The sequence below is a fragment of the Mucilaginibacter pineti genome, assembly GCF_900101875.1.
Classification (GTDB): Bacteria; Bacteroidota; Bacteroidia; order Sphingobacteriales; family Sphingobacteriaceae; genus Mucilaginibacter; species Mucilaginibacter pineti.
In genome coordinates this window covers 168,093-193,170 of the sequence record NZ_FNAI01000011.1, presented here as the reverse complement: position 1 = coordinate 193,170, position 25,078 = coordinate 168,093, and the positions used below count along the sequence as shown (strand labels likewise).

The following is a 25,078-nucleotide window of genomic DNA, read 5'->3' as shown; positions in this document are numbered from 1 at the left end:
TTAATGATGTTATATACCATACTGTTCGTCGGTTACCTGTTCCAGCCAGTCAACGGGCGAGCCATTGAGTTTTTCCTGTATGGCAATATGGCTCATGGCGGTAGTTGCGGTGGCGCCGTGCCAGTGTTTTTCGCCTGCCGCAAACCAAACAATATCGCCCTGGCGAATATCTTCTATAGGGCCGCCTTCACGCTGCACCCAACCGGCACCGGCTGTAACAATTAAGGTTTGCCCCAGCGGATGCGTGTGCCATGCCGTACGTGCCCCAGGCTCAAAGGTAACCAGCGCCATTGCCACACGGGCCGGATCTGGCGGTGAAAAAAGCGGATCGATACGTACCGTTCCTGTAAAATATTCTGCCGGACCTTTTCCCGAAGGTTGCGAGCCGCTCCGTTTTATTTCCATAAACTATTTGCTTAAATGTATTTTGCAATGATGCACTTAGGTTTCAATAATCTAAACCTAAGTTATACGTTTTAGTTAAGATACAATTCTTCCCGGTGAGATAACCCGGCAAAATAAAATTTATCTTTACGTAATCTCACTAATTAACAGCAACAATGGAATCCTTAATTACTTTATTTACCGAAAAGTTAGGATTGGATATCGATCATTTCGAAACGTTTGCCGCGCAGTTAAAGGTAAAGAGCCTAAAGAAAAAAGAGCATTTGATTAGTGAAGGTTCGGTTTGCAATTTTATTGGTTTTGTATCGTCGGGAACCCTGCGGTCGTACGTTAAAAATAACGAGGGTGAGTTTAATAACGATTTTTACTTTGATAATGATTTTGTGAGCGCCTACACCAGCTTTTTAACGCAAATGCCCACCAATTGCAATATAGAAGCACTAACCGACAGCACCATACATTACATCAGTTACGATAAGCTCAATAAGCTAATTGCGCAGGACAACGCATTTCTTAAGCTAAGCAAATACATTTCTGACACCTATTTCATAAGGAAGTGCAAGCGGGAAACGTCTTTTCTAAAACATTCGGCCACGGAAAGGCTGGAAGGCCTTTCTGCCTTATATCCGGGGATAGGGCAGCGGGTTTCGCAATACCATATTGCATCATATTTAGGTGTTAAGCCCGAATCACTGAGCAGAATCAAACTCTTAACATACATCAATAAATAAGCGCGCCATTAAGCTGAACTTCGTACTTCATTAATATTAAATATTGAAGTATGCCAATAATCCATTTAAAAGTTAGCGGGCAGGAGGATGCCGTTTTAGCGCAGGAACTCGTAAACGAGATAGGTCGACTTACAAAAGAGGTTTTAAATAAAAAGCCTGAAGTTACGGTGGTTATCGTATCATTTGTGCCCGATGACCTGTGGTTTGTTAATTCTGTATCCCTGGCCGGATTAAAAACTAAAAGCTTCCATCTCGAGATTAAAATATCCGATTCAACAAACCTCAAGGTTGATAAAGCCGATTATATCAAAGCTGTACATAACTCATTAACCTCCCTGCTTGGAAGTATCCACCCGGTAAGTTATACCGCCATCCAGGAAATGAAAGCAGATGCTTACGGCTATGACGGATTAACGATAGAGTACAAATACATTAACAACCAAAAAATAGCGGCTAATTCAAAATGAAAACCATAAAACTACTCCCGGTAATACTCTTGCTGAGCATACCGCACGCATTTGCGCAGCAAGCAACAGCAAATAAAAAAGAAATAACTACACTGATAGATAAGTATACAAAAAGCGTTATTGAAAAGGATTCTACCACGTTTTATGATTTATTTAACGATGGCCCCGTTACCTGGTGTGCTGCGCTTAAGGATAGGTCGCAAGCCCTGGAAATAGAAAAGAAGGGCGCAAAAGCAGCAGGCAGTAATTACTTTTTGGGAAGTTATAAAGGATTTTTCAGATCGCTATACAGGTATAAATCAACCGAAGATAAGTTTGATAACATCAGGATAACTGAAGACGGCACCGTTGCATTGGTAGCCATGGATTACAGTTTTTGGGCCGATAACAAAATGACCAATTGGGGCGGCAAATACCTTTCCTTAATAAAGAGGGACGGTAAGTGGAAGATCACCAGTGTCATCTTTTCTTTAGAACTCACCGACTACTTTAAACAACCACCGCTTAAAGCACGGCAAAAACTTTCTTAACATGTTGTAGTGCAATAACAAGGCCTTATTATTGCACTACAACAATTTTTCGCCCAAAACTATTATTCATCTAAAACCAATTTTCGGCCTTCGCCGGAGGTTATTAAACTTGCTAAACTTTGATTCACACGCTGCACCCAGCCGGCACCCGCGGTAACAATTAAAGTTTGCCCAAGCGGATGCGTGTGCCATGCCGTACGCGCCCCTGGCTCAAAGGTAACCAGCGCCATTGCTACCCGGGCCGGATCTGGCGGTGAAAAAAGCGGATCGATACGTACCGTTCCTGTAAAATATTCTGCCGGACCTTTTCCCGAAGGTTGCGAGCCGCTCCGTTTTATTTCCATAAACTATTTGCTTAAAAGTAATTTGATATAGTGCCAACGCCGGGGTTGTAGCTTTGTTTGGGTTTGGTGAACTAAGGTACAAGGGTTTTTTCGGCAACTTATAATGATTAGTGGCTGTTTCTGAAAATTATCGCAATTGATATTATATTTATAAATAATATCAATCACAACTAACATCATGAGATTTTACTTAGCCGCTATTTGCATAACTGTAATTTTGGCAGCTTCATCCTGCGCTAAACCAGTAAAAATACATATCTCGGGCACCATACCCGAAGGGAATGGCATTTTAGTTAAGTTAATGGGAACAGATGCTATAACAAAATATGATTCTGTTTACGTAAAAAACGGCAGGTTTGAAATTAATACCACTGTTCCCGAAACGGGCATCTATGGATTAGACCTTTCAAGCACCATACCATTTGAGAATAAGGAGGGTGGTAAATACGCGTGGGGTACTTGGATTAAAATTTACGCAGAAGACAAAGGTACCTACCAGGTAGAAATTAAAAGTTTAAAGAGCTTATTATGGTACAATAAATATGCTGTATCGTCATCATCCTTTACAGAGAATAAATTAAACGAATACGATCGGCTTTATAATAAATACAAAGACTTGTTAACCGAAAAGAGGGATAAATACCTAAATATCTACAACGAATCGTTAGATAAGCCCGAAAAATTGAGAGCCCTATCAGATACGATAAGCAATCTTGAAGGGCAACTAAACAATGTATGGAGGGCGACCTTGCATGAGTTTGCCAAAACCAATAACAACACTATTATTATTCCTTATCAAATAACGCAGGTACCTGATCTTTTTGATGAATATGCCTTTTACCAAAAAACCTTAAATAACCTTACGCCAGAAGTTAAACAGTCGGCGTATTACGAGGCTGCAATTAACCTGTTAAAATCCGTTGGCAATATAAAAAAGGGAGGAAATGCGCCCCCATTAGCCGGGAATGATGAAAAAGGGGTGCCATTTGATAATAATTACAAAAAAGACAAATTAACGCTCATCAATTTTTGGGCATCGTGGTGCATCCCATGCCGGGAAGAAATACCTGCCCTGAAAGAAATTTACAATACCTATAATGGAAAAGGCTTCAATATAGTTTCTGTATCTATTGATGAACATGCCGACCAATGGAAAACAGCACTGGACAAAGAAAAGATGCCCTGGAAAAACATAGGCGAGGTTGTAGATCAGTTTAAGTCAAAAAACATTGAAAACTTTGTAGTTAAGTCGGTTCCTACAAGCTATCTGCTCAACAGCAAAGGCGAGATCGTTACCCGCGATATAAAAATTGATAGTTTAAAAACGTTGCTGAAGAAAGAGCTGCTATAAAACAAAAGCGAACTGCACAAGATTTGATAGCCCGAAAGCAGTGCCGGGGCCGGGTTTAGGATTTTAATCCCAAATACCGTTTTGTTCAGTCAGAATAATAGGAAGTCCGTCAGTTACCATTATCGTATGCTCGTGCTGCACACTAAAGCCACCTTTATCACCAACTAAGGTAAAGCCATCCGGAAGCTCTACCGCCCAGGAAGAATCAGTTGTTATAAACGTTTCGATAGCCACAACGGTATTCTTCCGGAACCGTCGTTGATCCAGTCGATCCCGATAATTCAAAACCCCATCGGGTTGTTCATGCAGGGATCTGCCTATTCCATGACCGCCCAGGTTCTTAATAACTTTATACCCGTTTTTTTTAGCTTCATTTTCAATCAACCCACCAATTTCATTTATTTTAACCCCTCCTTTGATCGCGTTGATCGCTTTTTTAAGTATCTCCCGGGAAGTATCAACAAGGTTAGCTTGCTTATGGATATCCTGGCCAACAATAAATGAACCGCCATTGTCTGACCAAAAGCCTGCCAATTCAGCAGAAACGTCGATATTCAACAAATCGCCTTCCTGAATAATGTTATCAGTTGAAGGTATACCATGGCACACTTCATTATTTATGCTGATACAGGTATGGCCGGGAAACTTATAGGTTAAATAAGGTGCCGACTTTGCACCAAATTTTTCCAGTAATAAGCCTCCATAATTATCCAATTCTTTAGTACTCATTCCCGGACGGGCATATGCGCGCATTTCCTTTAAAGTTAATGCTACAGCATCACTAACTTTTTTCATTCCGGCAAGGTCTGCCTCATTCGCTATTATCATAAATCTTAATGTTGGCCCCAAAACTATGGGATATGGAGCATCCCCCGATAGTATAAGTTAGACATTTAAAGTTTTTCAGCAACAATATTGAATATATTTGCCTTAATGCCCATCAATTTTTTCAAACATTTAGCTGATCAAAACAGCGCTCATATTCTCAGAATTATTCCTCCCGAACATTTAAAGGAGGTGGTGGAAGGCTTTTACGTATTTAAAGCAGGCAACCCCGCGGAAAGAGAACTGTTTTTTAACGATGGTTACCCGGTGATAGCGCTTATGCAAAACGAAAACGTTAGCGTAAGTATAGATGGGCATACAAAATGTGTAGGCAATACTTGGGTTTGCGGCGGTGTGCTAAGAAATATTTATTGTGAATCTGAGCTTCATTTCGAGGATTGCCTGGTCATCAGGTTTCACGCCGTAACTTTCTTCAAGTTATTTGGTATTAATGAAGATTGTTTTCAAAAAGAACAGGTTTTTGATTTTTCTGAGATAGCCGGCTATGGTTTTGAAACGTTTAAAGAAACTTATTATCATTGTTCTTCCCTTGAAGAAAGAATGAAAGTGGTGGTAAATTTTCTTTCAGAAAAGATGAGCAACTACTCTTATCCAAGGGTACTAATTGATATACAAAATCACATTAACAGGCAAGGTAACCTCACGGTTAGGGATCTTTTGGATAGCTATAAAAAAGTTCGCCTGAACTATAAATGGCTGGAAAGAAACTTTAAAAAACATTTAGGAATTTCTCCTCAAAGCTACCTCTTAATAAGGCGTTTTCTGAACGCTTACATAGATTTGGATGCCCTGACCTCTAAAGATCTTTTACAAATTGCTATAGATAACGGGTATTATGATGATAATCATTTTATAAAAGACTTCAGACGGTTTTCTGGGGTGCCACCAAAAACCTATTTTAACAGAACTATAAAGGCGCTTAAAACAGTAAAGGACGATTGCTCGTTATAATTGATTGATTAGATACACGAGATGGTAATTTATTAGCAATAAGCGACTATTTTAATAGCTGGATATCCTTCTTAGATTTATTTATTCTTTTCAAAAATATCGGCGATGAGCAAGCATATCCCTACTTACGCGTTGAATAACCTTTCTGACCGGCAGGATATATCACCTGATGTGCTGTTGCTGTCAGATCCGATTAACCAGGTAAAAGAGCCATTGATCATTCCGCATCGTACCAATTATTATGGTATAGGCATCTGCATCGGCGGGGAAGCAAAATTAACGGCCAACCTGGAAACCTATGACATCATACCGGGATGCCTTATCGCTATGTCGCCGCACATTATCAAACAGTGGCAATATAAGTCGGATGATTTTCAATCATTTGCTATTCTTTTTACCAAGGATTTTTTAAATGTAACGGGTGGCACAGCTCTCGAGCGGTTTCCGTTTTTTGAAAGCGTTGCCAGGCATATTTTTATGTTAACACCGGCACACTCTGCCAATTTAAAAGACTCAATACAGCTTATTAAGGGCAAACTGGAAGATGAGCATAAATACCGGGGCGAAGTATTGAGATCATTTATCAATGGCCTATTGTACGAAGTTTCATCATTGTATGAAGACTACAGTCGGTCCCTGGCCTCTGTACAAACCAGAAGCCAGCTCCTTGCCGCTGATTTTAAGAAATTGGTGAACCTGCATGTTCTGCAGGAGCGCAGCGTTAGCTTTTACGCAAATAAATTGTATATCACCCCTGGGCATCTTACCGAAACGGTAAGAGAGGTAACCGGCAAAACGCCCGGCGAATGGATTACCGAGGCGGTTATCCTGGAAGCCAGTGTATTATTACAAAACCCTGCTTTAACGGTAGCGCAGATTGCCTATACCCTTCATTTCCCCGACCAGTCTGCATTTGGCAAATACTTTAAAAACGTAAAAGGCCTTTCCCCGGCCGCCTATCGCCGTAGCTAAATAGTTTCTTTTCCACCTTTCTTACCAATCTCCCCATATTCCTGACCTGTTTTTGCATGATGTTTCCACGCAACTTTGCTGTATAATTTTAAGTTATGAAAACACCAAAAAAATGGAAAATGGCATTGCTCACCTGGATCTGCATATATCCGCTTATCAATATAATTTTTATTACAGTGATGCCGGTGATTGGCAGCTGGCATCCACTCCTTAAAACACTATTAACCACCATTATACTCGTTCCGCTGATGGGTTTATCAATTGAATTATTAAGAAAACAGGTAGGGGACTGGCTATATAAATAACGATTATTATGGAAAACATAAAAGAACATTTAAACTGGCGCTATGGCGTAAAGCGCTATGACAGCACAAAAAAGGTACAACAACAGGATATGGACAAATTGCAGGATGCAATCAGGCTGGCACCATCATCATATGGCTTGCAACCCTATAAGGTGTTATTTATTGAAGATCCTGATGTGCGCGCCAAGCTTAGCGTCGCTTCGTTCCATCAGCCGCAGGTAACGGAAGCATCCTGTCTTATAGTTTTCGCTATCGAAACCACAATCGACGAAACATTTATAGACAACTATTTTTCAAAAATGTGCAGCACCCGCGGTATTAAACTGGAAGGTATTCTGGAGAAGCACCGGAACTCTGTTGTAAACGCCATCAGTCGTAAACAGAATGATGAAAAACTTTCCTGGGCAACCCATCAGGCTTATCTCGCCCTTGGGTTTCTATTAATGGCCGCTGCTGAAATGAAGATAGATGCCAATGCGATGGAGGGCTTTATGCCTTACCAGTATGATGAAATATTGGGTTTAAAACAAAAAGGCTTGCATGCAGTGGTAATAGCCGCCGTAGGTTATCGCCACCCTGAAGACTTTTATCAGCACATGATAAAAGTCAGGAAACCTAACAATGAACTATTTATAAAGATTTGATTAAAAAATGAAAAAGCAAAAAATCTCAATCGGCCTGGTACTGATCACACTGGTAGCCTTATGGTCGACCGGCGGCTCTTACATTTTTGACTGGAACCATACACATATCTACAATCCGCATTGGCCGCCGCACGCAAAGTTTCATAATGCACAAACTATGCTTCTGGGCAGTTTTTTAGGTTGCTTTGCATTATGGATGCTTTGGGTAGCCAAGTTAAAGGAAATTGACAAATTGCGCTTTGCCGTTGTTTTGGCAAGTTTCTACTGGCTTACCCAGGTTGGTGCCTCCCTCTTTCCCGGAACAGCCCTTAGCGATCCCGAATTCTCCTATCCGGGCGAACCACCGCATCAGCTCATTGTGGACGTTGTCATGCTGCTGCTTTTGGCAATTGCATGGCCGCTTGAAATACGCAGGATCAAAAAAATGGAAAGCGATGATAGTAAATTATAAGCTGTAGAGCTCAAATTTTACCGATTACACGCTATGGATAACCGTTGTTTTATATTTCAATGGATGACCATTCCTTTCTGAAAACACCGCTTTTATCTCGGCAACAATTGATAGCGCGATCTCCTCAGCAGTTTCTGAGCCAATATCCAGCCCAACCGGACCGTGGATCGCCTCCAGGCTTTTTTCCGTTATCGTCGAACACCTAAAACACTGATTAAATAACCTCAGGGCACTTTTTTTTAAAGCGAGAAAAATCAGAAAAATTTTCGTTAAAACATCGAACACCTTTTTCGGGCTTGAAAGAAGGTTCTAATTTTCTCACAGTCAAAAAGTTAACCGTATAAAAAAAGGAAACACCAATAATATGGTGTTTCCTCAAGTAGCCCGTAGGGGAATCGAACACGATTCTTAACCAATTGACTTACAATATTTTATATGGTTTAAAATTGGCTACGCACCGAATTACCAACCATTTTTTGATGCAGATTATTTTTATTTGCAAATCTTACTTTACGAAGATACAAAATATTGAAAACCCTAACAATTTTAACATCACAAAAAAGGCCGTACCATGATTCATTATTCAGCGTTTTTAATTTCACTTGTAACAAGCTCAAATTATAGATCGAAAAAAGCAAAGTAGTTACCATTGTGAATGTTTGTGATAGTAAGAAGCTTTTTTAACTATGGTCAGAAAGCGCTGAGATGTTGGGCATGTTTGGGAATCCATCAACGCACGTTCCGATAAATAAATTCACGAATTTTAATATCAGGTCGCATATTACTTATGTCATTTTATGCCGGTAGTTGCTACGATCTGTTCCTGATGCCCAAAGATAGCGCATCATCGTTTTATTAACTACGTATCTCACGCCGCATGAAAAAGTAATAAGCAAATGCAAAACATCCTACTGTTGATGCCATTAAACCGCTTACCTGAGGCCATACGATCATGACACTTTCCTTAAACGGCAGCGGAGCCGGTATAGCGCCCGCCATTTGCTCCATGGTTACGGGACCAAGACTGCGAACCGACGGCATCAGCAAGGTGGTAACGGCATCTGAGTAAAGCTGATTCGGGGCAATGCGTTGCAGATTCAAAATAAGATCGTTATACCTAATGATTTCGGCCTGGCTAAGATAAGCCGGATCAGGTAAGAAGGACTTGACAATAAGGTTAATGACAATCTGGTAAAATATCGTAAAGAACAACCAGATCCCGATAGCCGTAAGCGCGGAAGTTGCCGCTTGCTTAAACAGGATGGAAAGCATGATAGATAAACTCAACCAAAAAGCTACATAAGCAATAGTGATCACAATAAACCCCAGTATGCGAAGCAGTTCCTGCGGCTCCATACGCACACCGGTCAGTACTAATCCGCCGCCTATCATCAGCAAAGCCAATGCAAAAAACAAACCGCTGACGATCACCAGGGCGCTTACAAATTTGGCCAGCAGCAAATTATCCCGGTAGATGGGCTGCGCCATCAGGCGGGTCAAGGTACCGCTGTTCTGTTCGGAATTAACCGCGTCAAATCCTAAGCTGATACCTAGCAACGGTGCCAGAAAACTCAGGAACACATGAAATGGCGGGATGGAATTATCGGTTGTGGTTAACAACTTCAGGTATAAAAAAAGATGATCCGGATCTTTGGTATTTCCAATTGCTGATTTAATATTCGCCAGCGATACATACATCGCGGCGATAAAAGTAAGAACAATAAGCGCAATCAGTATGCTGAAGCGCCAGCTGCGTATATGATCTGCTATTTCCTTGTGAACCATAACGCCGAAAGGCCCCGGATCAGGAGATTGACTTTTCATAGCTTGTTTTTTTAGTACTATTTGATTCAAAATATTTCTGATAGATATCGTCGAGTCCATAATTTTTTTGATTGACACCAATCACGTCATAGCCTTTTTCAACCAGGAAACGAACCAGCGCGGACGTTACGTCGCGACTGCTGGTAAATTCCAGTTCATTTTCGTGGATGCGAATCTGGGTAATGGCTTCCCATGCCTGGAGTTCTGCCTCCAGCTGCCAGGGCTGCGGAACGGGTTGTGCTGTCTTAATGGACGTGACATGACTATCGGTGCCGAATAACTGGGCAGACAAAGCACCGATATCTCCCTGTGCCAGCAATTGTCCGTTTACGAAAATCCCTACGCGGTCGCACACCTGCTGAACATGGTGTAAATGGTGCGATGAGAGTAAAACGGTGAGCCCCTGCTGCCGGCTCAACTGTTTGATGAGCGCCAGGAAATCTCTAACCCCGGTGGGGTCGATGCCAAGTGTCGGCTCATCCAGGATAATAACATCTGGATTTTTGATCAACACATCGGCCAGGCCCAGCCGCTGTTTCATGCCGCGCGAAAAAGCTGAGGTTTTTTTATGTTGGTCTGCAGCAAGGCCCACAATCTCCAGCACTTCGGCCGAACGTTTTTTTAGTTCATTTTCCGGTACGCCGTTTAGCCTGCCAATATACACCAGGTTTTCCAGCGCGGTCATGTTATCATAAAAACCAACACTATCAGGCATATAACCCACTTTTCGCTTCACATGTATCGGACTGCTGGTAGCGTTATGCCCGCAAACAAAAGCGGTACCACTTGTCGGGTCGGTAAGCCCGAGCATCATCAATATGGTCGTGGTTTTGCCGGCTCCGTTAGGCCCCAGTAATCCGAAGATCTCGCCCTTGTCTATATCAAGGTTTAAACCATCTACCGCTTTAACAGCGCCATACTGTTTGGTTAAACCCTTTAATTGTATAATAGGATCTTTCATTGGTAAAAAATCGATTGGCTGTTTTATCTTCTGCCATATTTACGAATGAGGTAATAAACGATGCCGACGGCCAGCAGGATGACCAAAACGCCGATCCAGCCGGAAAGCAGGGATGTTTTGACCGCCAGACGGAAAGCGACCTGTGAGTTGGTATTGCTGTTCGTGGCCGTAAAGTTGGCAGCATAATCACCGGCTATGGTTTTGTCCGGCACTTTTACAGTCGCTTTAACATCGATGGTTTTCCCGGCTTCCAGTTGTTTGATACTGGCGGGTTCAAAAGTAGATTCCCAGCCGGTAGGCAACTGTGCGGTAACCTGGAGGTCGTTCAACGGCAGCGTGCCGGTGTTTTTGACGGTCAGCTGCAACTCTTTTTGGCTGCCCGAGGTTACTTCGTCGCTTAATCTTCCGGTAGGTGTGCTTAGTGCCAGGCTGTACGAGCCTTTAACTACGGCTTCCAGGTTCAGCGATAGGGTGTCCGAACCGGATACGGCTTTGATCGGAACCTTGTATTTTTTCGGGGAGGCGGTAGCCGTGGCATTGATCTCGATGGCGATGTCCTGTGTTTTGCCTGCGTCCATGTTGATGGAAGTAACCTGGCTGCCGTCCACCTTGTAGGCAATTGTCCAGCCAAACGGAAGGTCAGTTTTAAATTCGTAGATGCGAGCACTCGCCGAACCGTTATGCAGCGTTGTACTATAACGGAAGGTTTCGCTGGTCGCAGCCTCGATATTGATCAGTTTGGCGATAAAGCCTGATTTGCCGGCCGGCCAGGTGACCGGCTGCTGTTGCGCTTGTGATGCGAAGGCGGATGTCAGAAATAATAAGAGAAATGCAAAGCTGCGCGCTGCGCTGAAACGGGGGATAGTGATTTGGGATAACATGATCTAACAACTAAAACGGTTAATGATAGCTTTCAAAAAATGCTTTTTTCGATAATTGGTTCAATATTTAAAAATAGACGGTCCAAAGAAAAAAAGTCGCCTCAAATTTTCAAACAGCTTTAACATTTTTTAACAATTAGCTATTTGCCTGGACGAGTAAGGCCTGACATCCATTGTTGCCGGGTTATAAAAGATCGGGTGTATGAGCGGATTTGTTTGATAAATAGGTAAACTATTGCCAAACAGAGTGATGTTGATTTTTGTAATAGAATTATGGGAAAGACAACGAATACCGTATTGGCGCGTGACGGAGCACAGCGGGCTCCCTGGCAGTATGGCGCAGCGACTATAATTTCGAAAGCTTTATTTGATACCACCGCCGTTTATGATGCGCTGATCGTAGGTGCTGGCATTACCGGTATCACAACGGCACTGTTTCTTCAGAAAGCAGGAAAAAAAGTATTTGATACCACCGCCGTTTATGATGCGCTGATCGTAGGTGCTGGCATTACCGGTATCACAACGGCACTGTTTCTTCAGAAAGCAGGAAAAAAAGTAGTGATCGCCGAAGCGCATAACCCGGGATTTGGAACTACCGGCGGGACCAGCGCCCACATCAATACCTTCGCGGATACTACTTATGCGGAAGCAGCGAACGCTTTCGGCGAAGAAGGAGCGCAACTTTTCGCGAATGCGATCAACGAAGGTTTCACGACCATTAAATCCAACATTGATACTTACCAGATTGATTGCGATTACGAAATCAATCCTGGCTACCTGTATGCAGAAACCGGGGACGAGGCCAAACAACTCGACGAGATCTACAATGGTGCCTTAAAAGTAGGCGTGCCTGTAAACTATACAGAAGAAGTGCCGACACCGGTAGAATATTTAAATGCCCTGGCTTTCGATGGGCAGGCACAGTTTCATCCTTTAAAATATCTGCGGGGTTTACAAAAAGCTTACCTGGAAGCAGGCGGCGTGATTTTGGGAAATACGTTGATAACCGGTATTGAAACGGATAATGGCATACATACCGCGCATTCGCTCACAAATGTTATCAGGGCTAAAACGGTGATTTACGCCACGCATATGCCGCCCAATATCAACCTGTTCAATTTCGAGTGCGCCCCTTACCGCAGTTATGTACTGGGCCTGAAATTAAAAACGGATACTTATCCGGATGCCCTGGTTTACGATATGCAGGAACCTTATCATTATTTCCGGACACAGGTAATTGACGGGGAAAAACTCTTGATCGCCGGTGGTAATGATCATAAAACGGGTCATGCCGACCCGGAAAAAGCCTTTGCCGATCTGGAAAAATACATCCGGAAATATTATAACGTGTCGTCGGTTAAATACCGCTGGTCATCACAATATTATGTACCTGTGGACGGCCTTCCTTATATCGGACAGATGCCGCTGGCGGCGGATGGTATTTACTGCGCAACCGGCTATAACGGTAACGGGATGATGCTGGGCAGTATCGCCGGCAAAATACTCAGCGACCTGGTCAGGAGACGGCCCAATAGATATCAGGACTTGTTCAGTCCTTCACGGATCAAACCAGTGGATAGCTTCAGCGAATTTGTTAAAGAAAATGCGGATGTAGCTTACCACTTTGTAGCAGACAGGTTTCATATCCACGAAACGGATTCATTAAAACGGCTTCAGCGAGGAACCGGCAAGGTGCTGGAAGTAGACGGTGAGAAGATAGCGGCATACCGGGATGAAAAAGGAGCCGTCCACGCGCTCAGTCCGGTTTGTACGCACGCGGGCTGTATCGTGAACTGGAACGGTGAAGAAAAAAGCTGGGACTGCCCCTGCCACGGTGCACGTTATGATATTGACGGAAATGTATTGACAGGACCGGCAACCAAAAACCTACTCAAGATCAGCAGCGATGAAAACTAAGGAAATATTAGCCGGCGGAATTACCGGTACAACTTTCATGACCCTGTTCAGCTACCTCATTTCGCTGGCCGATGGCGAAAACTTCAGCGAACCGGAGCGCCTCGGACAACTGGCTGGCCGTCTCATTCCGAAACTGGACAAGCAGCAGAGCCAGGCTTTAGGCTGGCTCGGTCACTATGGGGTAGGCCTGCTTTTTGCACTAGTCTATGTGGAGCTTTGGCGGCGCGGAAAATTAAAACCTGATCTGAAAACGAACCTTTGGCTGGGTGGCTTAAGTGGCTTGCTGGCGGTCGTGGTCTGGAAAGCCACATTTAAAATGCACCCGCTGCCACCTTCGTTAAGTTTTAATAAATATTACCTGCAACTCGTTCCGGCTCATCTGGTCTTTGCAGTCTTCGCCGGGATCGGTTATCAAATCTTAAAAAGAACAAATCATGTTACGGATCATCAATGAGTCGGAAAAAAGCAGGACGGATCTGGCCCAACGTTTCCCGGAAAATCCTTTGTTATTACCTAAAGACCTTGCGCCCAGCGCCGGTGGTTTACAAATCATTAGTCTGCTGAATCCGGGCGTATTCCGTTACGGGGGGAAAATATGGCTTCTGGTCAGGGTAGCGGAAGGTGCTGTGCAAAAGGAAGGCGTACTATTTTTCCCCGCCCTGAACGCGACTGGGAATACCGAGATCATCGAAGTACCATTAAACGATCCCGACCTGATCGCCATCGATGCCCGGGTAATCAGTTATAAAGGCCTGGATTACCTGACCACAATCTCACATTTACGCTTATTATCCAGTGATGATGGTGTGCATTTCACCGAGCCAGGAGACTATGCTCACATATTTGGACAGGGCTACCTGGAACGATTCGGCATTGAAGATTGCCGGGTGAGCCAGATAGGTGATACTTATTATCTGACCTATACCGCCGCATCTGATAGTGGTGTTGGCGTAGGTTTGCAAACCACCAAAGATTGGCAACACTTTGAAAATGCTGGCATGATCCTGCCGCCGCATAATAAAGACTGCGCCATCTTTGAAGAAACCATCAACGGTAAGTATTATTGCCTGCACCGGCCGAGCAGCAAAGAGATCGGCGGCAATTATATCTGGCTGGCCGAATCTTCCGACGGCAGACAATGGGGGAACCATCAATGCCTGATCAAGACCAGGCCTGGCCTTTGGGACAGTGCACGCGTCGGTGCCGGGGCGGCACCCATCCGTACCGGGCGGGGTTGGCTGGCGATTTATCACGGTGCAAATACGGAGCACCAGTATTGCCTGGGCGCTTTCCTGATGGATTTGGATAATCCTTCGAAGATCATTTCACGTACCGTTGAACCCATTATGGTACCTACGGAACCATATGAATTAAGCGGCTTTTTTGGGCACGTAGTTTTTACCAACGGGCACCTGATTGATGGTGACCGCTTGACGATGTACTATGGCGCGGCAGATGAGTTCGTGTGCGGCGCGCATTTTTCCATCAGTGCAATACTGGAACAATTGGTTTCTTATTAGCATATCGAAAGTTCTTCAGCAACGCTGCAAACCATCGAACTATCGCAGGAAAATAAAAAAGGCCGCCCTGGCAAAGGCGGCCGCTTCATAAGCTTATGCTTTATTTCATGCTGTCATGAATCTTTTGGATCGCGTCGAGGTGCATTTTTAAGGTTGGTAATGTCTTCACCGCGAATGCTTTCAAATCCGGGTCCTTTAGGTTTTTAGTGGCATCCTCAAATTCTTTGATGTCGTTTTTGTGATCTTCGATCATATTATCAACATAGGCTTTATCAAAGTCCGCGCCTGATTTTGAAGAAAGATTGTCTTTCACCTTTTGTTCGTCACTATCTATCGTTGCTGGCAAGATGATCCCTTTGGATTTTGCAAGGGCCTTCATTTCCTCGTTGGCTTTGCTATGGTCACTGACCATCATGCCACCGAAATCTTTAACTTTTTGGTTGGCAGCTTTTTGCTGGGCGAGCGTGCCGAGCTCGACTTCTGCCATACCGCCATTAGCTGCCGCCACGGCAAATTTCGCATCGTCCTTGTCGACTGCTGATGCGGATGAATCCTTTTTAGCCGTATCAGCTTTTGCTGTATTCGCGCTGTCTGCGCTGGCTTTGCTGTCCTTGTTGCCGCTGCAGGCCTGTACCATACAGGCGACACCTGCGATCAGGCTGATGTACATGAGCTTTTTCATGGTGGGTGTTTTTTTGATTTGTATCTCTTTTATCGTCAAGCTATTTTATACCAAGTATTTCCAGCGTCCTTTCATCGCGTTCGCCATGATAGAACTTGTCCAGTACACGGCTAAAAACCGGGAAGGTCGCGGGCACAGCATCAAATAGGGTCATTGACGACTTAAGCTTGAGGTCGTCGGGGCTACCGAAAACAGCATGCGGGTCATTTGTTTCCAATTCCAGCAGCGCTTTACAGATAGTCGTCAGCCGCAGCCCGAGTTCCGGGTCCATCAGCAGGTCTCCCGCCTCCTTGATATCTTTTATGGCATAAAAGCGTGACATTTCGGTCATGCCCAAACCTGCGATCTGCGGGAAGATATACCACATCCAGTGGCCTTGCTTGCGGCCGTCTTTGATTTCCGCCAGCGCGGTATCATAATCACGGTCCTGCGCAGTTTTAAAACGTTGTAAGTGCTCTTTCATTTTTTTACTTAGTTGCTTTTCCTTTTGAACAGCGAGATGATCCATATGATAATGGCGATCACGATCACGACTGCTATAATGCCACCACCGCGCCGGCTTTGAAAATACCTGCAATGGCGGTACAGCTTGTAAATAAGGCAGCCATCATGAGGATGGCCACCGGCGCAATGATTTTTTCCATGGTTATGTTTTTATGGTTCAGCCTGCGCTGCTATTATCCTGTATGTCGTCCGAGGGATAAGTTTCTGTTGATCCGGTATCCAGCTTGACGACGATCTTATCGCCAATAGCGTCAACGACCTCGCCTTCACCTGAAGGGGTGATCACACGCTGTCCTTTCAAAAATACCGGATGCAGCAGAACCGACCACTGCTTATCACTTATCGTCCTTACCGAATAACTCCCTCAACTTATCCTTTGCTTCTTCCAGCGTGTCTTTTTCATCTGCGTTTAAGTTCTTTCCGGCCCGGTTCTCATAAAAGGTTAGCATGGACATCGCGCTTTGATAAGGCGAAGATTTTCGCCGTTTGCTTGTCTCAGCGGAATGTTTTACCGATGCAGCGATTTTATCCGGATCTCCGGATTTAAAAATATCTTTCTCCAAATCCATCGCATCGCTGTGCTCTGTAACATCTGCAGACCATTTGTTTACTGTTTTTTTTGTTTTCGTAGTCATAGAAGTATAGTTTATCAGTAAATGATTTTAGTATCAGTTGATACTAACCTTCTTGCTTGTCGCTTTCTCCTTTCGCTTTTTTATCCTCTTTCCAGTAGATTGGTACAGATATGGCTAGCGGCTTAATAGTTTGGCAAACCAGGCCAGGTCTCTAATGCTTTTGCCTCCATTATACTTTTTGTTTTACCGCCTGCTGCGAAGACAGGTGTTACTGCCGCGACAACTAAAGTGGCACCTAACCCGGCGACCGCTTGCCGCCGGGTGATTTTATATTCTTCGTTCATGGTAGTGTAGGATGTATTTTGTTACGATTTCTTTTTTGGAACCTTAGCGCCTTCCTTGCGGGCTTCCGACAATCCGATTGCCACAGCTTGTTTTCTGGACGTTACTTTTTTACCGCTTTTGCCACTTTTTAGCGTTCCTTCTTTTTCCTCATGCAAGGCTTTGTGGACCTTGTCCTGTACATTTTCTGAATACTTTGCATTTTTTTGATTTAATTGTTATTCATAGTATAAACGATTCCGTTGATTATATAACCTTATCCGTTGACTACTTCACCACCGTTTACGTGGATGACCTGGCCCGTTATAAAAGAAGCATCATCCGAAGCCAGAAAAACATAGGCAGGTCCAAGCTCCGAAGGCTGTCCAGCCCGTTTCATGGCTGTTTCACTCCCAAAACTTTTGATCTTTTCCTCATCGAACGTGGATACGATCAGGGGTGTCCATACCGGCCCGGGAGCAACAGCATTTACACGGATCTTTTTTTCAACGAGATTTGTTGCGAGTGAGCGCGTAAAGGTTGTAATAGCTCCTTTAGTCGAAGAGTAATCGATCAGCGAAGGAGACGAACGATAAGCGGTTACCGAAGTGGTATTGATAATGCTATCACCTTCATGCATATGCACCACTGCTGCCTCAGCGAAGTAGAAATAAGCAAATATATTGGTCCGAAAAGTGATATCCAACTGTTCGGGGTCAATCGCCTTGACATCTTTTTGTGGAAATTGCATTCCTGCATTATTGACAAGGATGTTCAGCTTTCCATATTTCTTAACGGTCCTTTCGACCGCGTTTTTGCAAAAGGCGGCATCCTTTATATCTCCTTTGATAAGCAGGCAATTTTTGCCTGCGGCTTCCACCAAATTTTTGGTGGTTTCGGCGTCATTATCTTCATCGAGGTAAACGATGGCTATGTCCGCACCTTCTTCGGCGAAATGAATGCTGACAGCCCGGCCGATGCCGCTGTCACCACCTGTGATCAGGGCTATCTTGCCCTGGAGTTTGCCGGCGGCTTTGTAACTATCCTTAATATATTCCGGTTTCGGATCCATCTCCGCTTCAATACCCGGCTGGCGATCCTGTTTTTGTGGCTTTTTTGTTTTCGTTTCCATATTGGTCAAATGTTTTTTCCTTCAAATTACTTTTTCAATTTTAGCCCGGAATGGCTGATCAACTATTTGCATAAACTCTCTTTATTGGCAATGCTGCCTGATTTGTGAAAAATTACTGCTTGCATCATACAGATTCATTCCTTGATAAATGAGTAAAATTGGCGGCGGCTGAAAGCGGGCGGGAGCGGCAAAATAATCTGAATAAATCACCTCCAATATTATTCCAGTAGTGGATATATGGATAAAAATATTTTATATTTTAGCTATCTATACTTAAAATTATTCCTTTTTAATTTAATAATTGTACTAAAATCAACTATATGTGTCATTAATTTAGAACAGAGGTGTTTAATGAAGTTAGAGGCTGACGAGCTGATCTCTGAATTTCATTTTCAGCTTTAAAGAATATCAAGAAGGCTGATTGTTTAAAACCCAATGCGGTAACTGGTGTTATCACATTGGAGAAATTTAAATAAATTACTGGAAAATGTGACTCATTCACAGAAATAGAAGCATTCAAGGTACCACACGCTTTGAGAGAGAAATGGACGTAGTAACATGTTAGCGGCTGTCTTCTGAAGGTTGCATCGCTATACAAATATTAGCCTTTCCGTATTTTGCGCGTTTTATCCGGCCAGACTTGCCTAAATCTCTCCTGCCCAATCGTCGTCATTACTGCCCTGGTTAGTAATTACGGAAACGATCCATAATAAAATCCCGGTCAGTAATAGCTTTTTATGCTCGGGAAAGGCATCAGCCGAATGGCTCATTATCCGCAGCACGTCAAAGATCAACAGGCAGATCATCATGGAGATGATCAGTGTTCTAAGTAAAAATAACTTATCCATCATTCCATTTCCTCCAGGTTCTTTAAGCGAAAAACCTCTCTTGCGATCAATTTACAATTGTAAGCCAATTCCTCCAGCGTACAGCAGATGGTTTTGACCTTTACCGGTAGTTCATCGACGGTTTCCATCAGGTCAATATGTAAAAGGCAAGAATCTTTTAAATTTTGGTGACCTTTTAACTGCCCGAATAACTCATAGGCGGTACCGCGGTCGTCACCGAAGAAGTACTGTCCGTAGTCGACAAAGCCGCGCGGCGTCTTCAGGCTTAATAAAATATAGAATTGTGTTTTCATAGCAGTTATAAATGAAAGAGCCATTGCAAGAGGAGTACCAGTATTTTTTAACGCCGGCGCATATCAGATGCTGTCCTGTTAAAAGCAGCCATCCTGCCGCCTGTTTGGGCGTCAGCAAAGGCGGTTAACCGAATAACTTTAAATTTAAAGTCCCACTATAATTAAACTGACTTCTTGGTACATCCTGAAAAAGGCCGCCATGACGGCAGCCTTTCCGGATATATGATGGAATCGATTATTTTATCTCGATCTGCCTGCGTACACTTTTCGCTTCTTCACGTTTGGCAATATCGATGCGGAGGATACCATCGGTATAGCTCGCGTTGATCTGGCTATCATCCGCGCTTTCCGGCAGCGTAAAGGAACGCACGAAAGCGTTGTAGCTATATTCGCGCTTGCTGTAATTTTTCTGATTGTCTTCCTGACTGGCGGTTTGCTCAACAGCAATGTTCAGCACGTTACGTTCCAGGTTCAGTTTGAAATCTTCTTTCTTCAGACCCGGCGCAGCCAGTTCCACATGATAGTTGTTTTCCGTTTCGCTGATATTGACAGCAGGTACGCGGGTTACCATACGGTCATTGAAAAAAGTGTCATTAAAAATAGAATCGAAAACGTCACTAAAACCTGGTAATAGTGAACTGTTTCTTTTGTCGGGATTAAATTTAACCAATGTCATAATTTTTTCTTTTAATTGTTTTAAAGGATCAAACCATTATCTATTAAACTTAAAGAACGATTGTTCGACAGCAATACTACAAGCGAAATGCCAAAGCCGGAAATGGAATTAAACCTGAAATTTTTGCAGCGGGCATCTGAAAAATTTACAGATTCGCTGCCAGATTTTCATCGGCCTGGCCTCTTTTAAGGGCTTAAAACCTTTCTGTGTTTTTAAGGTTATTATTAGATTAAATCAAACAAAAGAGCCACTGAACAGACATTGCCGTTTTCTGGCCGCACCGAATAATAATGGCCAGACTCCAGCATCCACAAGAATTATCAACCCTGCAATCTATATTTGAAGGCATTGACGACGCGATATTTTGCCATGACCTTGATATGCGGATCACCCATTGGAATCCGGCAGCTGAACAGCTATTCGGCTATAGCCATGAGGAAATAATCGATGAATCTGTTTACCTGCTGATCCCTGAGGACAGGCAGCAGGAAAAAATGGACATCATGCGTGATATTATGGAGGGGAGACGGATCGGACATTTTAAAACGATTCGCAGAACCAGGGAAGGCGTTGAAATCCCCGTGTCTATAACCATTTCGCCTATCCGGGACCAGGAGGGACAAGTTACAGGATCGTCACAGATTGCCCGCAGTATCATCGAAGAAAATGCTGCCGAAGAAAAGCAGGCCAGGCTGGCTGCCATTGTCGCCAGTTCGGACGATGCCATTGTCGGTAAAAGCCTACAGGGCATCATCACCAGCTGGAATATCGGCGCAGAAAAAATGTTTGGCTATACGGAGCAGGAAGCTATTGGTCAACATATTTCATTACTAATACCGCCGGAGCGTCTGAATGAAGAAGATATAATTATCGGAAACATTCGTGCCGGAAAAAAGGTAGATCATTTCCAGACTATCCGCAGGACCAAAGGGGGACAACAGTTGCACATATCACTGTCGGTGTCTCCCATCCTCAACAAAGCCGGCGAAATCATCGGGGCTTCCAAAATAGCCCGGAACATTACAGCGCAGAAAGAAGCAGAGCGGTCCGTCGCTAAAAGCATGGAGCGTATGGAAATCCTTAATTCGATCAGTAAAAGCATTAACGAGGACCTTGATCTGCAACACATTTTGCAAAGAGTAACCGATGCTACGACCAGGCTTACCGGCGCGGATTTCGGCGCTTTCTTCTATAACCGGATAGACCAAGGCGGTGAATCCTATTGGCTTTATACCATTTCCGGGGCACCACGGGCTGCTTTTGAAAACTTTCCCATGCCCCGCAACACGGCTGTTTTCCATCCGACCTTTAGCGGCGAAGACGTTGTCCGGGTTGATGACATTACAAAAGATCCGCGTTATGGAAAAAATTCGCCATATTTTGGTATGCCCAAAGGCCATTTGCCGGTTGTCAGCTACCTGGCGGTTCCCGTTATTACTCATTCGGGCGTAGTTATCGGCGGGCTTTTTTTTGGCCACAAACAAGCTGGCGTTTTTAAAGAAGAGCATGAAGACCTGGTTGTTACCGTAGCCTCACAGGCTGCCGTTGCCATAGATAATTCCAGGCTCTTTGAGGAAGTAAAGGATTTGAGTAATAAAAAAGATGAATTTATCGCCTTGGCCTCCCATGAGCTTAAGACGCCACTGACTTCGATGAGCGGTTTTTTGCAGATATTAGAAAGAATGGTTCCGGATGGTAGTGCCAAAAGTTTTGCAGAAAAGGCACTGAAGCAATTGGCCAAACTCAACGAGTTAGTCAATGACCTGTTTGATATATCTAAAATCCAGGCCGGTAAACTACAGTTGAATTTTGAACCTTTTGATCTTTCGGATCTTTTGGACGAAATAACCGATACGTTTGAGCAGACCCATCCCCACTATAATTTGAAAATGGCGGCAGATGGAGAGCTTTTGGTCTCGGGCGATAAGATGCGGCTGGAACAGGTGCTCACCAATTTACTGGGTAATGCCGTGAAGTATGCGCCGGACGCCAGGGAGGTAAGCATGATTGCTATCAGGACCGGGAATGAGATTCGCATCTCTGTGAAGGACCAGGGCCCCGGTATTTTGCCTGAAAACCAGCAGCACATTTTTAGCCAGTTTTACCGTGTTAAAGAACAGGAGCGAAAGACCTCGGGGCTCGGCCTGGGGCTTTATATATCCAAGGACATTATTGACCGGCACGGCGGGAGAATCTGGGTAGAAAGCACCCCGGGCCATGGAGCGACATTTACATTTTCTCTACCAGCTTTTACAAACTAAAACAGCCTTATACACGTATATTAAGTATAACTGAAATTTTATGTCCACGAAAAAAGTGTTTGTTGTTGAAGACGATGAGGACATTAGGTTACTCATTGATTATATCCTAAAAGATGACCTATACCAGGTACAACTGTTTCCAGATGTTAACACGCTTAAAAAAGGCCTTTCCCTGGAATTACCGGCTTTAATTGTACTCGATATTATGCTGCCGGACGGCGACGGCGTCGAAATCTGCCGGCAACTGAAGGAGGATGCAGCAACCACCCATATTCCGGTTCTGCTGATGTCAGCACACCGGAGCAAGCGGGAAATGCAGGAAAATGCCCATAGCGACGGATTTATCAGCAAGCCTTTTGACATCAATCTTTTCAAGGCGAAAGTTGATGAATATATGATGGCTTCGTGATCCGGGAACATGGATGCAAATGCTGAAATATAATATAAATTGTTGTGTCGAGGATTCTTGCTTACTGCATCGGCTTTTGATCAATTCGCCCCATAGCTTATAGTGGGGATAGTCGCCTTTGGCAGCGCCAGCAAAAACGTTGATCCTTTACCCTCAATGCTTTCTACCTGTATCCGGCCGTTATGGTCATCCATCACCTGCCGGCACAAGTACAGGCCAATACCAAAACCTGATGTGTTGGTGGTGAATTTATTACGGACGCGGTAAAATTTTTCAAAAAGACGCTCCTGGTCCGCAGGCGAAATTCCATAACCTTCATCCCGTACAGATATCTTTACCTCGTCGCCTTCCTTATAGCATCTGATTTCAATGCTGCTGCCTTGGGTAGAAAATTTGGTTGCATTACTGAGTATGTTGAGCAGGACAGAGCCAATCTTTTCTCTGTCGGCATATACCAGGATATCTTCGCAAAGGGAAATGTCTATCGAATGTGTGCCGTTGGCGGTGAAGACTACCTGGTCTACCATCTCTTTTACCAGTTCACTGATGTAAAAATGATTGCGATTCATATCCATCTTACCGGATTGGAAACGTGCAACATCAAGGAAACTATTGATCAATACGTTCATTTTTTTGATCTGCCTGTATGCTTTATCTATTCCTCCGGGTATGAGCGCTTCAGTATCACTTTCAAGTTTGAGCTTGAGCAGTTGAATCATTGCACTAAGGGTCGTCAGCGGTGTTTTCAGCTCATGGCTGACGATACTGATAAAGTCATCCTTGCGTAGTTCTTCCAGTTTTCTATCTGTAATGTCGAGCACAGAGCCGATAAACCGTACAGCAACATCTTCGGTGTTGAAAAATACTTTTCCAATGGCCCTTATCCAGCGCAATTTGCCATCCGCTGCACCGATAGTGCGATACTCGATATCGTAATCCCCTTTGCTAACCGATTTGTTATAAAGATTTTCAATCACCTTGCTGACCCTGTCCCTGTCTTCTGGATGCAGTCCGGTTAGAAAGTCGTGACTATAGGATACGCTATCCTGGTGGGTAATCCCAAACAGCATGCGGCAGCGCTCATCCCATTCCATCGTACCATTAACAAGATCCAGGTCGAAGGTCCCCAGTTGCGCTGCTGTCTTGGACAGCCTGGATTGCTCAAGTGCCATTTCAAGTTTTCTGTTAGTGTCTTTGAGCTCTTGCATAGCATTACGCTCACCAGTGACGTCCTGAAGTGTACCACTGAACCGTTTTACCTCCTGCTGTTCGTTAAACAGCGCCTGACCTTTTGCTTTAACCAGCCGTGGTTCCTGCAGTTCGGGATTAAGAATAGTGTATTCGATGTCATATCGTCCACCTGACTCAAAGGCCATCGCGCCACTAATAGCATCGGTTACCCTTTGCCTGTCCGTTTCTGCTATCACCTCTGTTGCGCGCGATAGGGGTAACTCCGAATTTGCAGGTAGCCCAAACCAGGATTTCAGTCGTTCATTACAGGTAAAATGGTTGGTGGCAGGATTAAGGTCCCAGGTACCCAATTCGGCAGCCGCTATTGCAAATTCCAGCTCCGATTTAGCCTGTAACAGTTCATTAAAGGCATTTACTTTCTTGGTTGTTTCTGTGCAGATCACCAGGACCCCGCCGGTTTTGCCGCATGCGTCCAGCACCCGGCTGTAGCTAAATGTCCAGTAAGCATCTTCCAACCGGCCATTTCGATAAATAGGTATAAGCTGATCTTCATTCCAGGTACTTCCGTCTCCTATGAGTATCTGGTCGATCAATGGCTTGATCGTAGGCCATGTTTCTTTCCAGCAATCGGCACCGCGTTGGCCTAATGCTCTCGGATGTTTACTACTATTTCCCAGGCTGGGCCTGTAGGCGTCGTTATAGAACTGAATCAATTGCGGTCCCCACCATAAGAACATTGGGAACCTGGAGTTCAGCATAATGCTGATGGTGTTCAGCAGGTTTAGTGACCAGGTATTGGGATGTCCCAGGTCACCGGATGCCCAATCGTAAGAACGGATCAAAGCGCCCATTTCGCCGCCGCCTTCAAAGTATAATTCGTACTTGTTTTCCATATTGAACCGAGTGAAAGCATTTACCGTACTGTAAAAAAGCGAAATTCGTACCCCGGACTGCCAGGGGCAATGAGTTAACGAACTATTGCAACATTTGTTTAAACAATTAAAAACTGATCTTTAAGGTGAACCATCGGGAACTGAGACGTTCCTGTACCAGGTACGAAGGAATCGGCGGCTGATCTGAACGTCA

The 25,078-nt window shown here is 44.1% G+C and carries 31 protein-coding genes and 1 pseudogene; 14 read left to right on the top strand and 18 right to left on the bottom strand.

The genetic code is table 11. The annotated features are described in order from the left end of the window. Nucleotides 1-9: 9 nt before the first annotated feature. A complete protein-coding gene (locus tag BLS59_RS21970) occupies nucleotides 10-405 on the bottom strand; it encodes a (R)-mandelonitrile lyase (RefSeq protein WP_091152615.1) in 396 nt (131 codons plus the stop codon). Nucleotides 406-560: 155 nt separating this feature from the next. Here BLS59_RS21970 and BLS59_RS21965 point away from each other — a divergent pair, with 155 nt between their 5' ends. The 3 genes from BLS59_RS21965 to BLS59_RS21955 are packed head-to-tail and all read left to right on the top strand — an operon-like array spanning nucleotide 561 to nucleotide 2,133. Then, complete coding sequence (locus tag BLS59_RS21965; RefSeq protein WP_091152612.1) at nucleotides 561-1,136, top strand: Crp/Fnr family transcriptional regulator; 576 nt, start codon at nucleotides 561-563, stop codon at nucleotides 1,134-1,136. 50 nt (nucleotides 1,137-1,186) lie between these two features. Further along, nucleotides 1,187-1,603: a tautomerase family protein gene (locus BLS59_RS21960; protein WP_091152610.1), complete on the top strand. Its 417-nt coding sequence runs from the start codon at nucleotides 1,187-1,189 to the stop codon at nucleotides 1,601-1,603. Beyond that, on the top strand, nucleotides 1,600-2,133 hold the full coding sequence (locus BLS59_RS21955; protein ID WP_091152607.1) for a Cif family virulence factor: 534 nt from the start codon (nucleotides 1,600-1,602) through the stop codon (nucleotides 2,131-2,133). Before BLS59_RS21960 ends, BLS59_RS21955 begins: the two co-directional genes overlap by 4 nt. A 62-nt stretch (nucleotides 2,134-2,195) precedes the next feature. Here BLS59_RS21955 and BLS59_RS21950 read toward each other — a convergent pair whose 3' ends face one another. Continuing rightward, nucleotides 2,196-2,477: a cupin domain-containing protein gene (locus BLS59_RS21950; RefSeq protein WP_205411327.1), complete on the bottom strand. Its 282-nt coding sequence runs from the start codon at nucleotides 2,475-2,477 to the stop codon at nucleotides 2,196-2,198. Nucleotides 2,478-2,655: 178 nt separating this feature from the next. Between BLS59_RS21950 and BLS59_RS21945 the strand changes: the two genes are divergently transcribed. Continuing rightward, the gene (locus BLS59_RS21945; RefSeq protein WP_091152605.1) at nucleotides 2,656-3,828 is read left to right on the top strand and encodes a TlpA disulfide reductase family protein; all 1,173 of its coding nucleotides are present in this window, start codon (nucleotides 2,656-2,658) and stop codon (nucleotides 3,826-3,828) included. 63 nt (nucleotides 3,829-3,891) lie between these two features. On the opposite strand, the gene map is transcribed toward BLS59_RS21945, so the two are convergent. Further along, the gene (map, locus tag BLS59_RS21940; RefSeq protein ID WP_091152604.1) at nucleotides 3,892-4,656 is read right to left on the bottom strand and encodes a type I methionyl aminopeptidase; all 765 of its coding nucleotides are present in this window, start codon (nucleotides 4,654-4,656) and stop codon (nucleotides 3,892-3,894) included. 105 nt (nucleotides 4,657-4,761) lie between these two features. On the opposite strand from map, the gene BLS59_RS21935 reads away from it, so the two are divergent. From BLS59_RS21935 to BLS59_RS21915, 5 genes are all read left to right on the top strand, one after another. Next, on the top strand, nucleotides 4,762-5,625 hold the full coding sequence (locus BLS59_RS21935) for a helix-turn-helix domain-containing protein (RefSeq protein WP_091152602.1): 864 nt from the start codon (nucleotides 4,762-4,764) through the stop codon (nucleotides 5,623-5,625). A 105-nt stretch (nucleotides 5,626-5,730) separates the two neighbouring features. After that, a complete protein-coding gene (locus tag BLS59_RS21930; protein WP_091152600.1) occupies nucleotides 5,731-6,597 on the top strand; it encodes an AraC family transcriptional regulator in 867 nt (288 codons plus the stop codon). 95 nt (nucleotides 6,598-6,692) lie between these two features. Beyond that, the gene (locus BLS59_RS21925) at nucleotides 6,693-6,902 is read left to right on the top strand and encodes a putative antibiotic biosynthesis monooxygenase (RefSeq protein WP_091152598.1); all 210 of its coding nucleotides are present in this window, start codon (nucleotides 6,693-6,695) and stop codon (nucleotides 6,900-6,902) included. Between the two features lie 8 nt (nucleotides 6,903-6,910). After that, a complete protein-coding gene (locus BLS59_RS21920) occupies nucleotides 6,911-7,546 on the top strand; it encodes an NAD(P)H-dependent oxidoreductase (RefSeq protein WP_091152596.1) in 636 nt (211 codons plus the stop codon). Between the two features lie 7 nt (nucleotides 7,547-7,553). After that, nucleotides 7,554-7,997, top strand: a complete 444-nt coding sequence (locus BLS59_RS21915; protein ID WP_091152594.1) for a DUF6640 family protein — start codon at nucleotides 7,554-7,556, stop codon at nucleotides 7,995-7,997. A gap of 24 nt (nucleotides 7,998-8,021) precedes the next feature. On the opposite strand, the gene BLS59_RS21910 is transcribed toward BLS59_RS21915, so the two are convergent. From BLS59_RS21910 to BLS59_RS21890, 4 genes are all read right to left on the bottom strand, one after another. Further along, the gene (locus BLS59_RS21910; protein WP_091152592.1) at nucleotides 8,022-8,282 is read right to left on the bottom strand and encodes an XdhC family protein; all 261 of its coding nucleotides are present in this window, start codon (nucleotides 8,280-8,282) and stop codon (nucleotides 8,022-8,024) included. Between the two features lie 570 nt (nucleotides 8,283-8,852). Next, on the bottom strand, nucleotides 8,853-9,821 hold the full coding sequence (locus BLS59_RS21900) for an ABC transporter permease (protein WP_091152589.1): 969 nt from the start codon (nucleotides 9,819-9,821) through the stop codon (nucleotides 8,853-8,855). Further along, complete coding sequence (locus BLS59_RS21895) at nucleotides 9,802-10,782, bottom strand: ABC transporter ATP-binding protein (RefSeq protein WP_091152587.1); 981 nt, start codon at nucleotides 10,780-10,782, stop codon at nucleotides 9,802-9,804. Before BLS59_RS21895 ends, BLS59_RS21900 begins: the two co-directional genes overlap by 20 nt. 23 nt (nucleotides 10,783-10,805) lie before the next feature. After that, on the bottom strand, nucleotides 10,806-11,663 hold the full coding sequence (locus tag BLS59_RS21890) for a COG1470 family protein (RefSeq protein ID WP_091152585.1): 858 nt from the start codon (nucleotides 11,661-11,663) through the stop codon (nucleotides 10,806-10,808). Nucleotides 11,664-11,936: 273 nt separating this feature from the next. Here BLS59_RS21890 and BLS59_RS21885 point away from each other — a divergent pair, with 273 nt between their 5' ends. From BLS59_RS21885 to BLS59_RS21875, 3 genes are read left to right on the top strand one after another with little or no spacing between them, the layout of a single operon-like run. Further along, nucleotides 11,937-13,580, top strand: a complete 1,644-nt coding sequence (locus BLS59_RS21885) for an FAD-dependent oxidoreductase (RefSeq protein ID WP_091152583.1) — start codon at nucleotides 11,937-11,939, stop codon at nucleotides 13,578-13,580. Further along, on the top strand, nucleotides 13,570-14,034 hold the full coding sequence (locus tag BLS59_RS21880) for a hypothetical protein (RefSeq protein ID WP_090463167.1): 465 nt from the start codon (nucleotides 13,570-13,572) through the stop codon (nucleotides 14,032-14,034). Before BLS59_RS21885 ends, BLS59_RS21880 begins: the two co-directional genes overlap by 11 nt. Continuing rightward, entirely contained in the window at nucleotides 14,015-15,100 is a 1,086-nt protein-coding gene (locus tag BLS59_RS21875; protein ID WP_091152582.1) for a glycoside hydrolase family 130 protein, read from the top strand. The genes BLS59_RS21880 and BLS59_RS21875 overlap by 20 nt, the downstream gene beginning before the upstream one ends. 100 nt (nucleotides 15,101-15,200) lie before the next feature. On the opposite strand, the gene BLS59_RS21870 is transcribed toward BLS59_RS21875, so the two are convergent. From BLS59_RS21870 to BLS59_RS21845, 10 genes and pseudogenes are all read right to left on the bottom strand, one after another. After that, complete coding sequence (locus BLS59_RS21870; RefSeq protein WP_091152579.1) at nucleotides 15,201-15,782, bottom strand: DUF4142 domain-containing protein; 582 nt, start codon at nucleotides 15,780-15,782, stop codon at nucleotides 15,201-15,203. A 40-nt stretch (nucleotides 15,783-15,822) separates the two neighbouring features. Continuing rightward, a complete protein-coding gene (locus BLS59_RS21865; protein WP_240315310.1) occupies nucleotides 15,823-16,290 on the bottom strand; it encodes a DUF1810 domain-containing protein in 468 nt (155 codons plus the stop codon). A 153-nt stretch (nucleotides 16,291-16,443) separates the two neighbouring features. Then, on the bottom strand, nucleotides 16,444-16,572 hold the full coding sequence (locus BLS59_RS32560; RefSeq protein ID WP_262492971.1) for a hypothetical protein: 129 nt from the start codon (nucleotides 16,570-16,572) through the stop codon (nucleotides 16,444-16,446). A gap of 49 nt (nucleotides 16,573-16,621) precedes the next feature. Then, nucleotides 16,622-16,921 (bottom strand): DUF3175 domain-containing protein, encoded by a 300-nt coding sequence (locus BLS59_RS21860; RefSeq protein WP_091152578.1) that lies wholly within the window; start codon nucleotides 16,919-16,921, stop codon nucleotides 16,622-16,624. 122 nt (nucleotides 16,922-17,043) lie between these two features. Then, complete coding sequence (locus tag BLS59_RS31760) at nucleotides 17,044-17,205, bottom strand: hypothetical protein (protein WP_162842738.1); 162 nt, start codon at nucleotides 17,203-17,205, stop codon at nucleotides 17,044-17,046. 21 nt (nucleotides 17,206-17,226) lie between these two features. Beyond that, a pseudogene (locus tag BLS59_RS32315) lies at nucleotides 17,227-17,388 on the bottom strand (DUF6496 domain-containing protein); the annotation flags it as partial. Nucleotides 17,389-17,459: 71 nt separating this feature from the next. Then, nucleotides 17,460-18,314: an SDR family oxidoreductase gene (locus BLS59_RS21855; RefSeq protein WP_091152576.1), complete on the bottom strand. Its 855-nt coding sequence runs from the start codon at nucleotides 18,312-18,314 to the stop codon at nucleotides 17,460-17,462. Nucleotides 18,315-18,958: 644 nt separating this feature from the next. Beyond that, complete coding sequence (locus BLS59_RS31325) at nucleotides 18,959-19,165, bottom strand: hypothetical protein (RefSeq protein ID WP_143014212.1); 207 nt, start codon at nucleotides 19,163-19,165, stop codon at nucleotides 18,959-18,961. After that, entirely contained in the window at nucleotides 19,162-19,455 is a 294-nt protein-coding gene (locus BLS59_RS21850; RefSeq protein ID WP_091152574.1) for a hypothetical protein, read from the bottom strand. The genes BLS59_RS31325 and BLS59_RS21850 overlap by 4 nt, the downstream gene beginning before the upstream one ends. A 235-nt stretch (nucleotides 19,456-19,690) precedes the next feature. After that, complete coding sequence (locus tag BLS59_RS21845; protein ID WP_090463220.1) at nucleotides 19,691-20,131, bottom strand: Hsp20/alpha crystallin family protein; 441 nt, start codon at nucleotides 20,129-20,131, stop codon at nucleotides 19,691-19,693. Between the two features lie 290 nt (nucleotides 20,132-20,421). On the opposite strand from BLS59_RS21845, the gene BLS59_RS21840 reads away from it, so the two are divergent. After that, nucleotides 20,422-22,392 carry a sensor histidine kinase gene (locus BLS59_RS21840; protein ID WP_091152573.1) on the top strand — a complete coding sequence of 657 codons (1,971 nt, stop codon included), beginning with the start codon at nucleotides 20,422-20,424 and terminating at the stop codon, nucleotides 22,390-22,392. A 40-nt stretch (nucleotides 22,393-22,432) separates the two neighbouring features. Further along, nucleotides 22,433-22,801: a response regulator gene (locus tag BLS59_RS21835; RefSeq protein WP_090463226.1), complete on the top strand. Its 369-nt coding sequence runs from the start codon at nucleotides 22,433-22,435 to the stop codon at nucleotides 22,799-22,801. Nucleotides 22,802-22,881: 80 nt separating this feature from the next. On the opposite strand, the gene BLS59_RS21830 is transcribed toward BLS59_RS21835, so the two are convergent. Next, entirely contained in the window at nucleotides 22,882-24,885 is a 2,004-nt protein-coding gene (locus BLS59_RS21830; protein ID WP_091152571.1) for a sensor histidine kinase, read from the bottom strand. Nucleotides 24,886-25,078 lie beyond the last annotated feature (193 nt).

Excerpts from the sequence above, each read along its gene's own strand:
- BLS59_RS21970 (WP_091152615.1), bottom strand. The coding sequence starts at position 405 with ATGGAAATAAAACGGAGCGGCTCGCAACCTTCGGGAAAAGGTCCGGCA.
- BLS59_RS21965 (WP_091152612.1), top strand. The coding sequence starts at position 561 with ATGGAATCCTTAATTACTTTATTTACCGAAAAGTTAGGATTGGATATC.
- BLS59_RS21960 (WP_091152610.1), top strand. The coding sequence starts at position 1,187 with ATGCCAATAATCCATTTAAAAGTTAGCGGGCAGGAGGATGCCGTTTTA.
- BLS59_RS21955 (WP_091152607.1), top strand. The coding sequence starts at position 1,600 with ATGAAAACCATAAAACTACTCCCGGTAATACTCTTGCTGAGCATACCG.
- BLS59_RS21950 (WP_205411327.1), bottom strand. The coding sequence starts at position 2,477 with ATGGAAATAAAACGGAGCGGCTCGCAACCTTCGGGAAAAGGTCCGGCA.
- BLS59_RS21945 (WP_091152605.1), top strand. The coding sequence starts at position 2,656 with ATGAGATTTTACTTAGCCGCTATTTGCATAACTGTAATTTTGGCAGCT.
- map (WP_091152604.1), bottom strand. The coding sequence starts at position 4,656 with ATGATAATAGCGAATGAGGCAGACCTTGCCGGAATGAAAAAAGTTAGT.
- BLS59_RS21935 (WP_091152602.1), top strand. The coding sequence starts at position 4,762 with ATGCCCATCAATTTTTTCAAACATTTAGCTGATCAAAACAGCGCTCAT.
- BLS59_RS21930 (WP_091152600.1), top strand. The coding sequence starts at position 5,731 with ATGAGCAAGCATATCCCTACTTACGCGTTGAATAACCTTTCTGACCGG.
- BLS59_RS21925 (WP_091152598.1), top strand. The coding sequence starts at position 6,693 with ATGAAAACACCAAAAAAATGGAAAATGGCATTGCTCACCTGGATCTGC.
- BLS59_RS21920 (WP_091152596.1), top strand. The coding sequence starts at position 6,911 with ATGGAAAACATAAAAGAACATTTAAACTGGCGCTATGGCGTAAAGCGC.
- BLS59_RS21915 (WP_091152594.1), top strand. The coding sequence starts at position 7,554 with ATGAAAAAGCAAAAAATCTCAATCGGCCTGGTACTGATCACACTGGTA.
- BLS59_RS21900 (WP_091152589.1), bottom strand. The coding sequence starts at position 9,821 with ATGAAAAGTCAATCTCCTGATCCGGGGCCTTTCGGCGTTATGGTTCAC.
- BLS59_RS21895 (WP_091152587.1), bottom strand. The coding sequence starts at position 10,782 with ATGAAAGATCCTATTATACAATTAAAGGGTTTAACCAAACAGTATGGC.
- BLS59_RS21890 (WP_091152585.1), bottom strand. The coding sequence starts at position 11,663 with ATGTTATCCCAAATCACTATCCCCCGTTTCAGCGCAGCGCGCAGCTTT.
- BLS59_RS21885 (WP_091152583.1), top strand. The coding sequence starts at position 11,937 with ATGGGAAAGACAACGAATACCGTATTGGCGCGTGACGGAGCACAGCGG.
- BLS59_RS21880 (WP_090463167.1), top strand. The coding sequence starts at position 13,570 with ATGAAAACTAAGGAAATATTAGCCGGCGGAATTACCGGTACAACTTTC.
- BLS59_RS21875 (WP_091152582.1), top strand. The coding sequence starts at position 14,015 with ATGTTACGGATCATCAATGAGTCGGAAAAAAGCAGGACGGATCTGGCC.
- BLS59_RS21870 (WP_091152579.1), bottom strand. The coding sequence starts at position 15,782 with ATGAAAAAGCTCATGTACATCAGCCTGATCGCAGGTGTCGCCTGTATG.
- BLS59_RS21865 (WP_240315310.1), bottom strand. The coding sequence starts at position 16,290 with ATGGATCATCTCGCTGTTCAAAAGGAAAAGCAACTAAGTAAAAAAATG.
- BLS59_RS21860 (WP_091152578.1), bottom strand. The coding sequence starts at position 16,921 with ATGACTACGAAAACAAAAAAAACAGTAAACAAATGGTCTGCAGATGTT.
- BLS59_RS31760 (WP_162842738.1), bottom strand. The coding sequence starts at position 17,205 with ATGAACGAAGAATATAAAATCACCCGGCGGCAAGCGGTCGCCGGGTTA.
- BLS59_RS21855 (WP_091152576.1), bottom strand. The coding sequence starts at position 18,314 with ATGGAAACGAAAACAAAAAAGCCACAAAAACAGGATCGCCAGCCGGGT.
- BLS59_RS31325 (WP_143014212.1), bottom strand. The coding sequence starts at position 19,165 with ATGATGGATAAGTTATTTTTACTTAGAACACTGATCATCTCCATGATG.
- BLS59_RS21850 (WP_091152574.1), bottom strand. The coding sequence starts at position 19,455 with ATGAAAACACAATTCTATATTTTATTAAGCCTGAAGACGCCGCGCGGC.
- BLS59_RS21845 (WP_090463220.1), bottom strand. The coding sequence starts at position 20,131 with ATGACATTGGTTAAATTTAATCCCGACAAAAGAAACAGTTCACTATTA.
- BLS59_RS21840 (WP_091152573.1), top strand. The coding sequence starts at position 20,422 with ATGGCCAGACTCCAGCATCCACAAGAATTATCAACCCTGCAATCTATA.
- BLS59_RS21835 (WP_090463226.1), top strand. The coding sequence starts at position 22,433 with ATGTCCACGAAAAAAGTGTTTGTTGTTGAAGACGATGAGGACATTAGG.
- BLS59_RS21830 (WP_091152571.1), bottom strand. The coding sequence starts at position 24,885 with ATGGAAAACAAGTACGAATTATACTTTGAAGGCGGCGGCGAAATGGGC.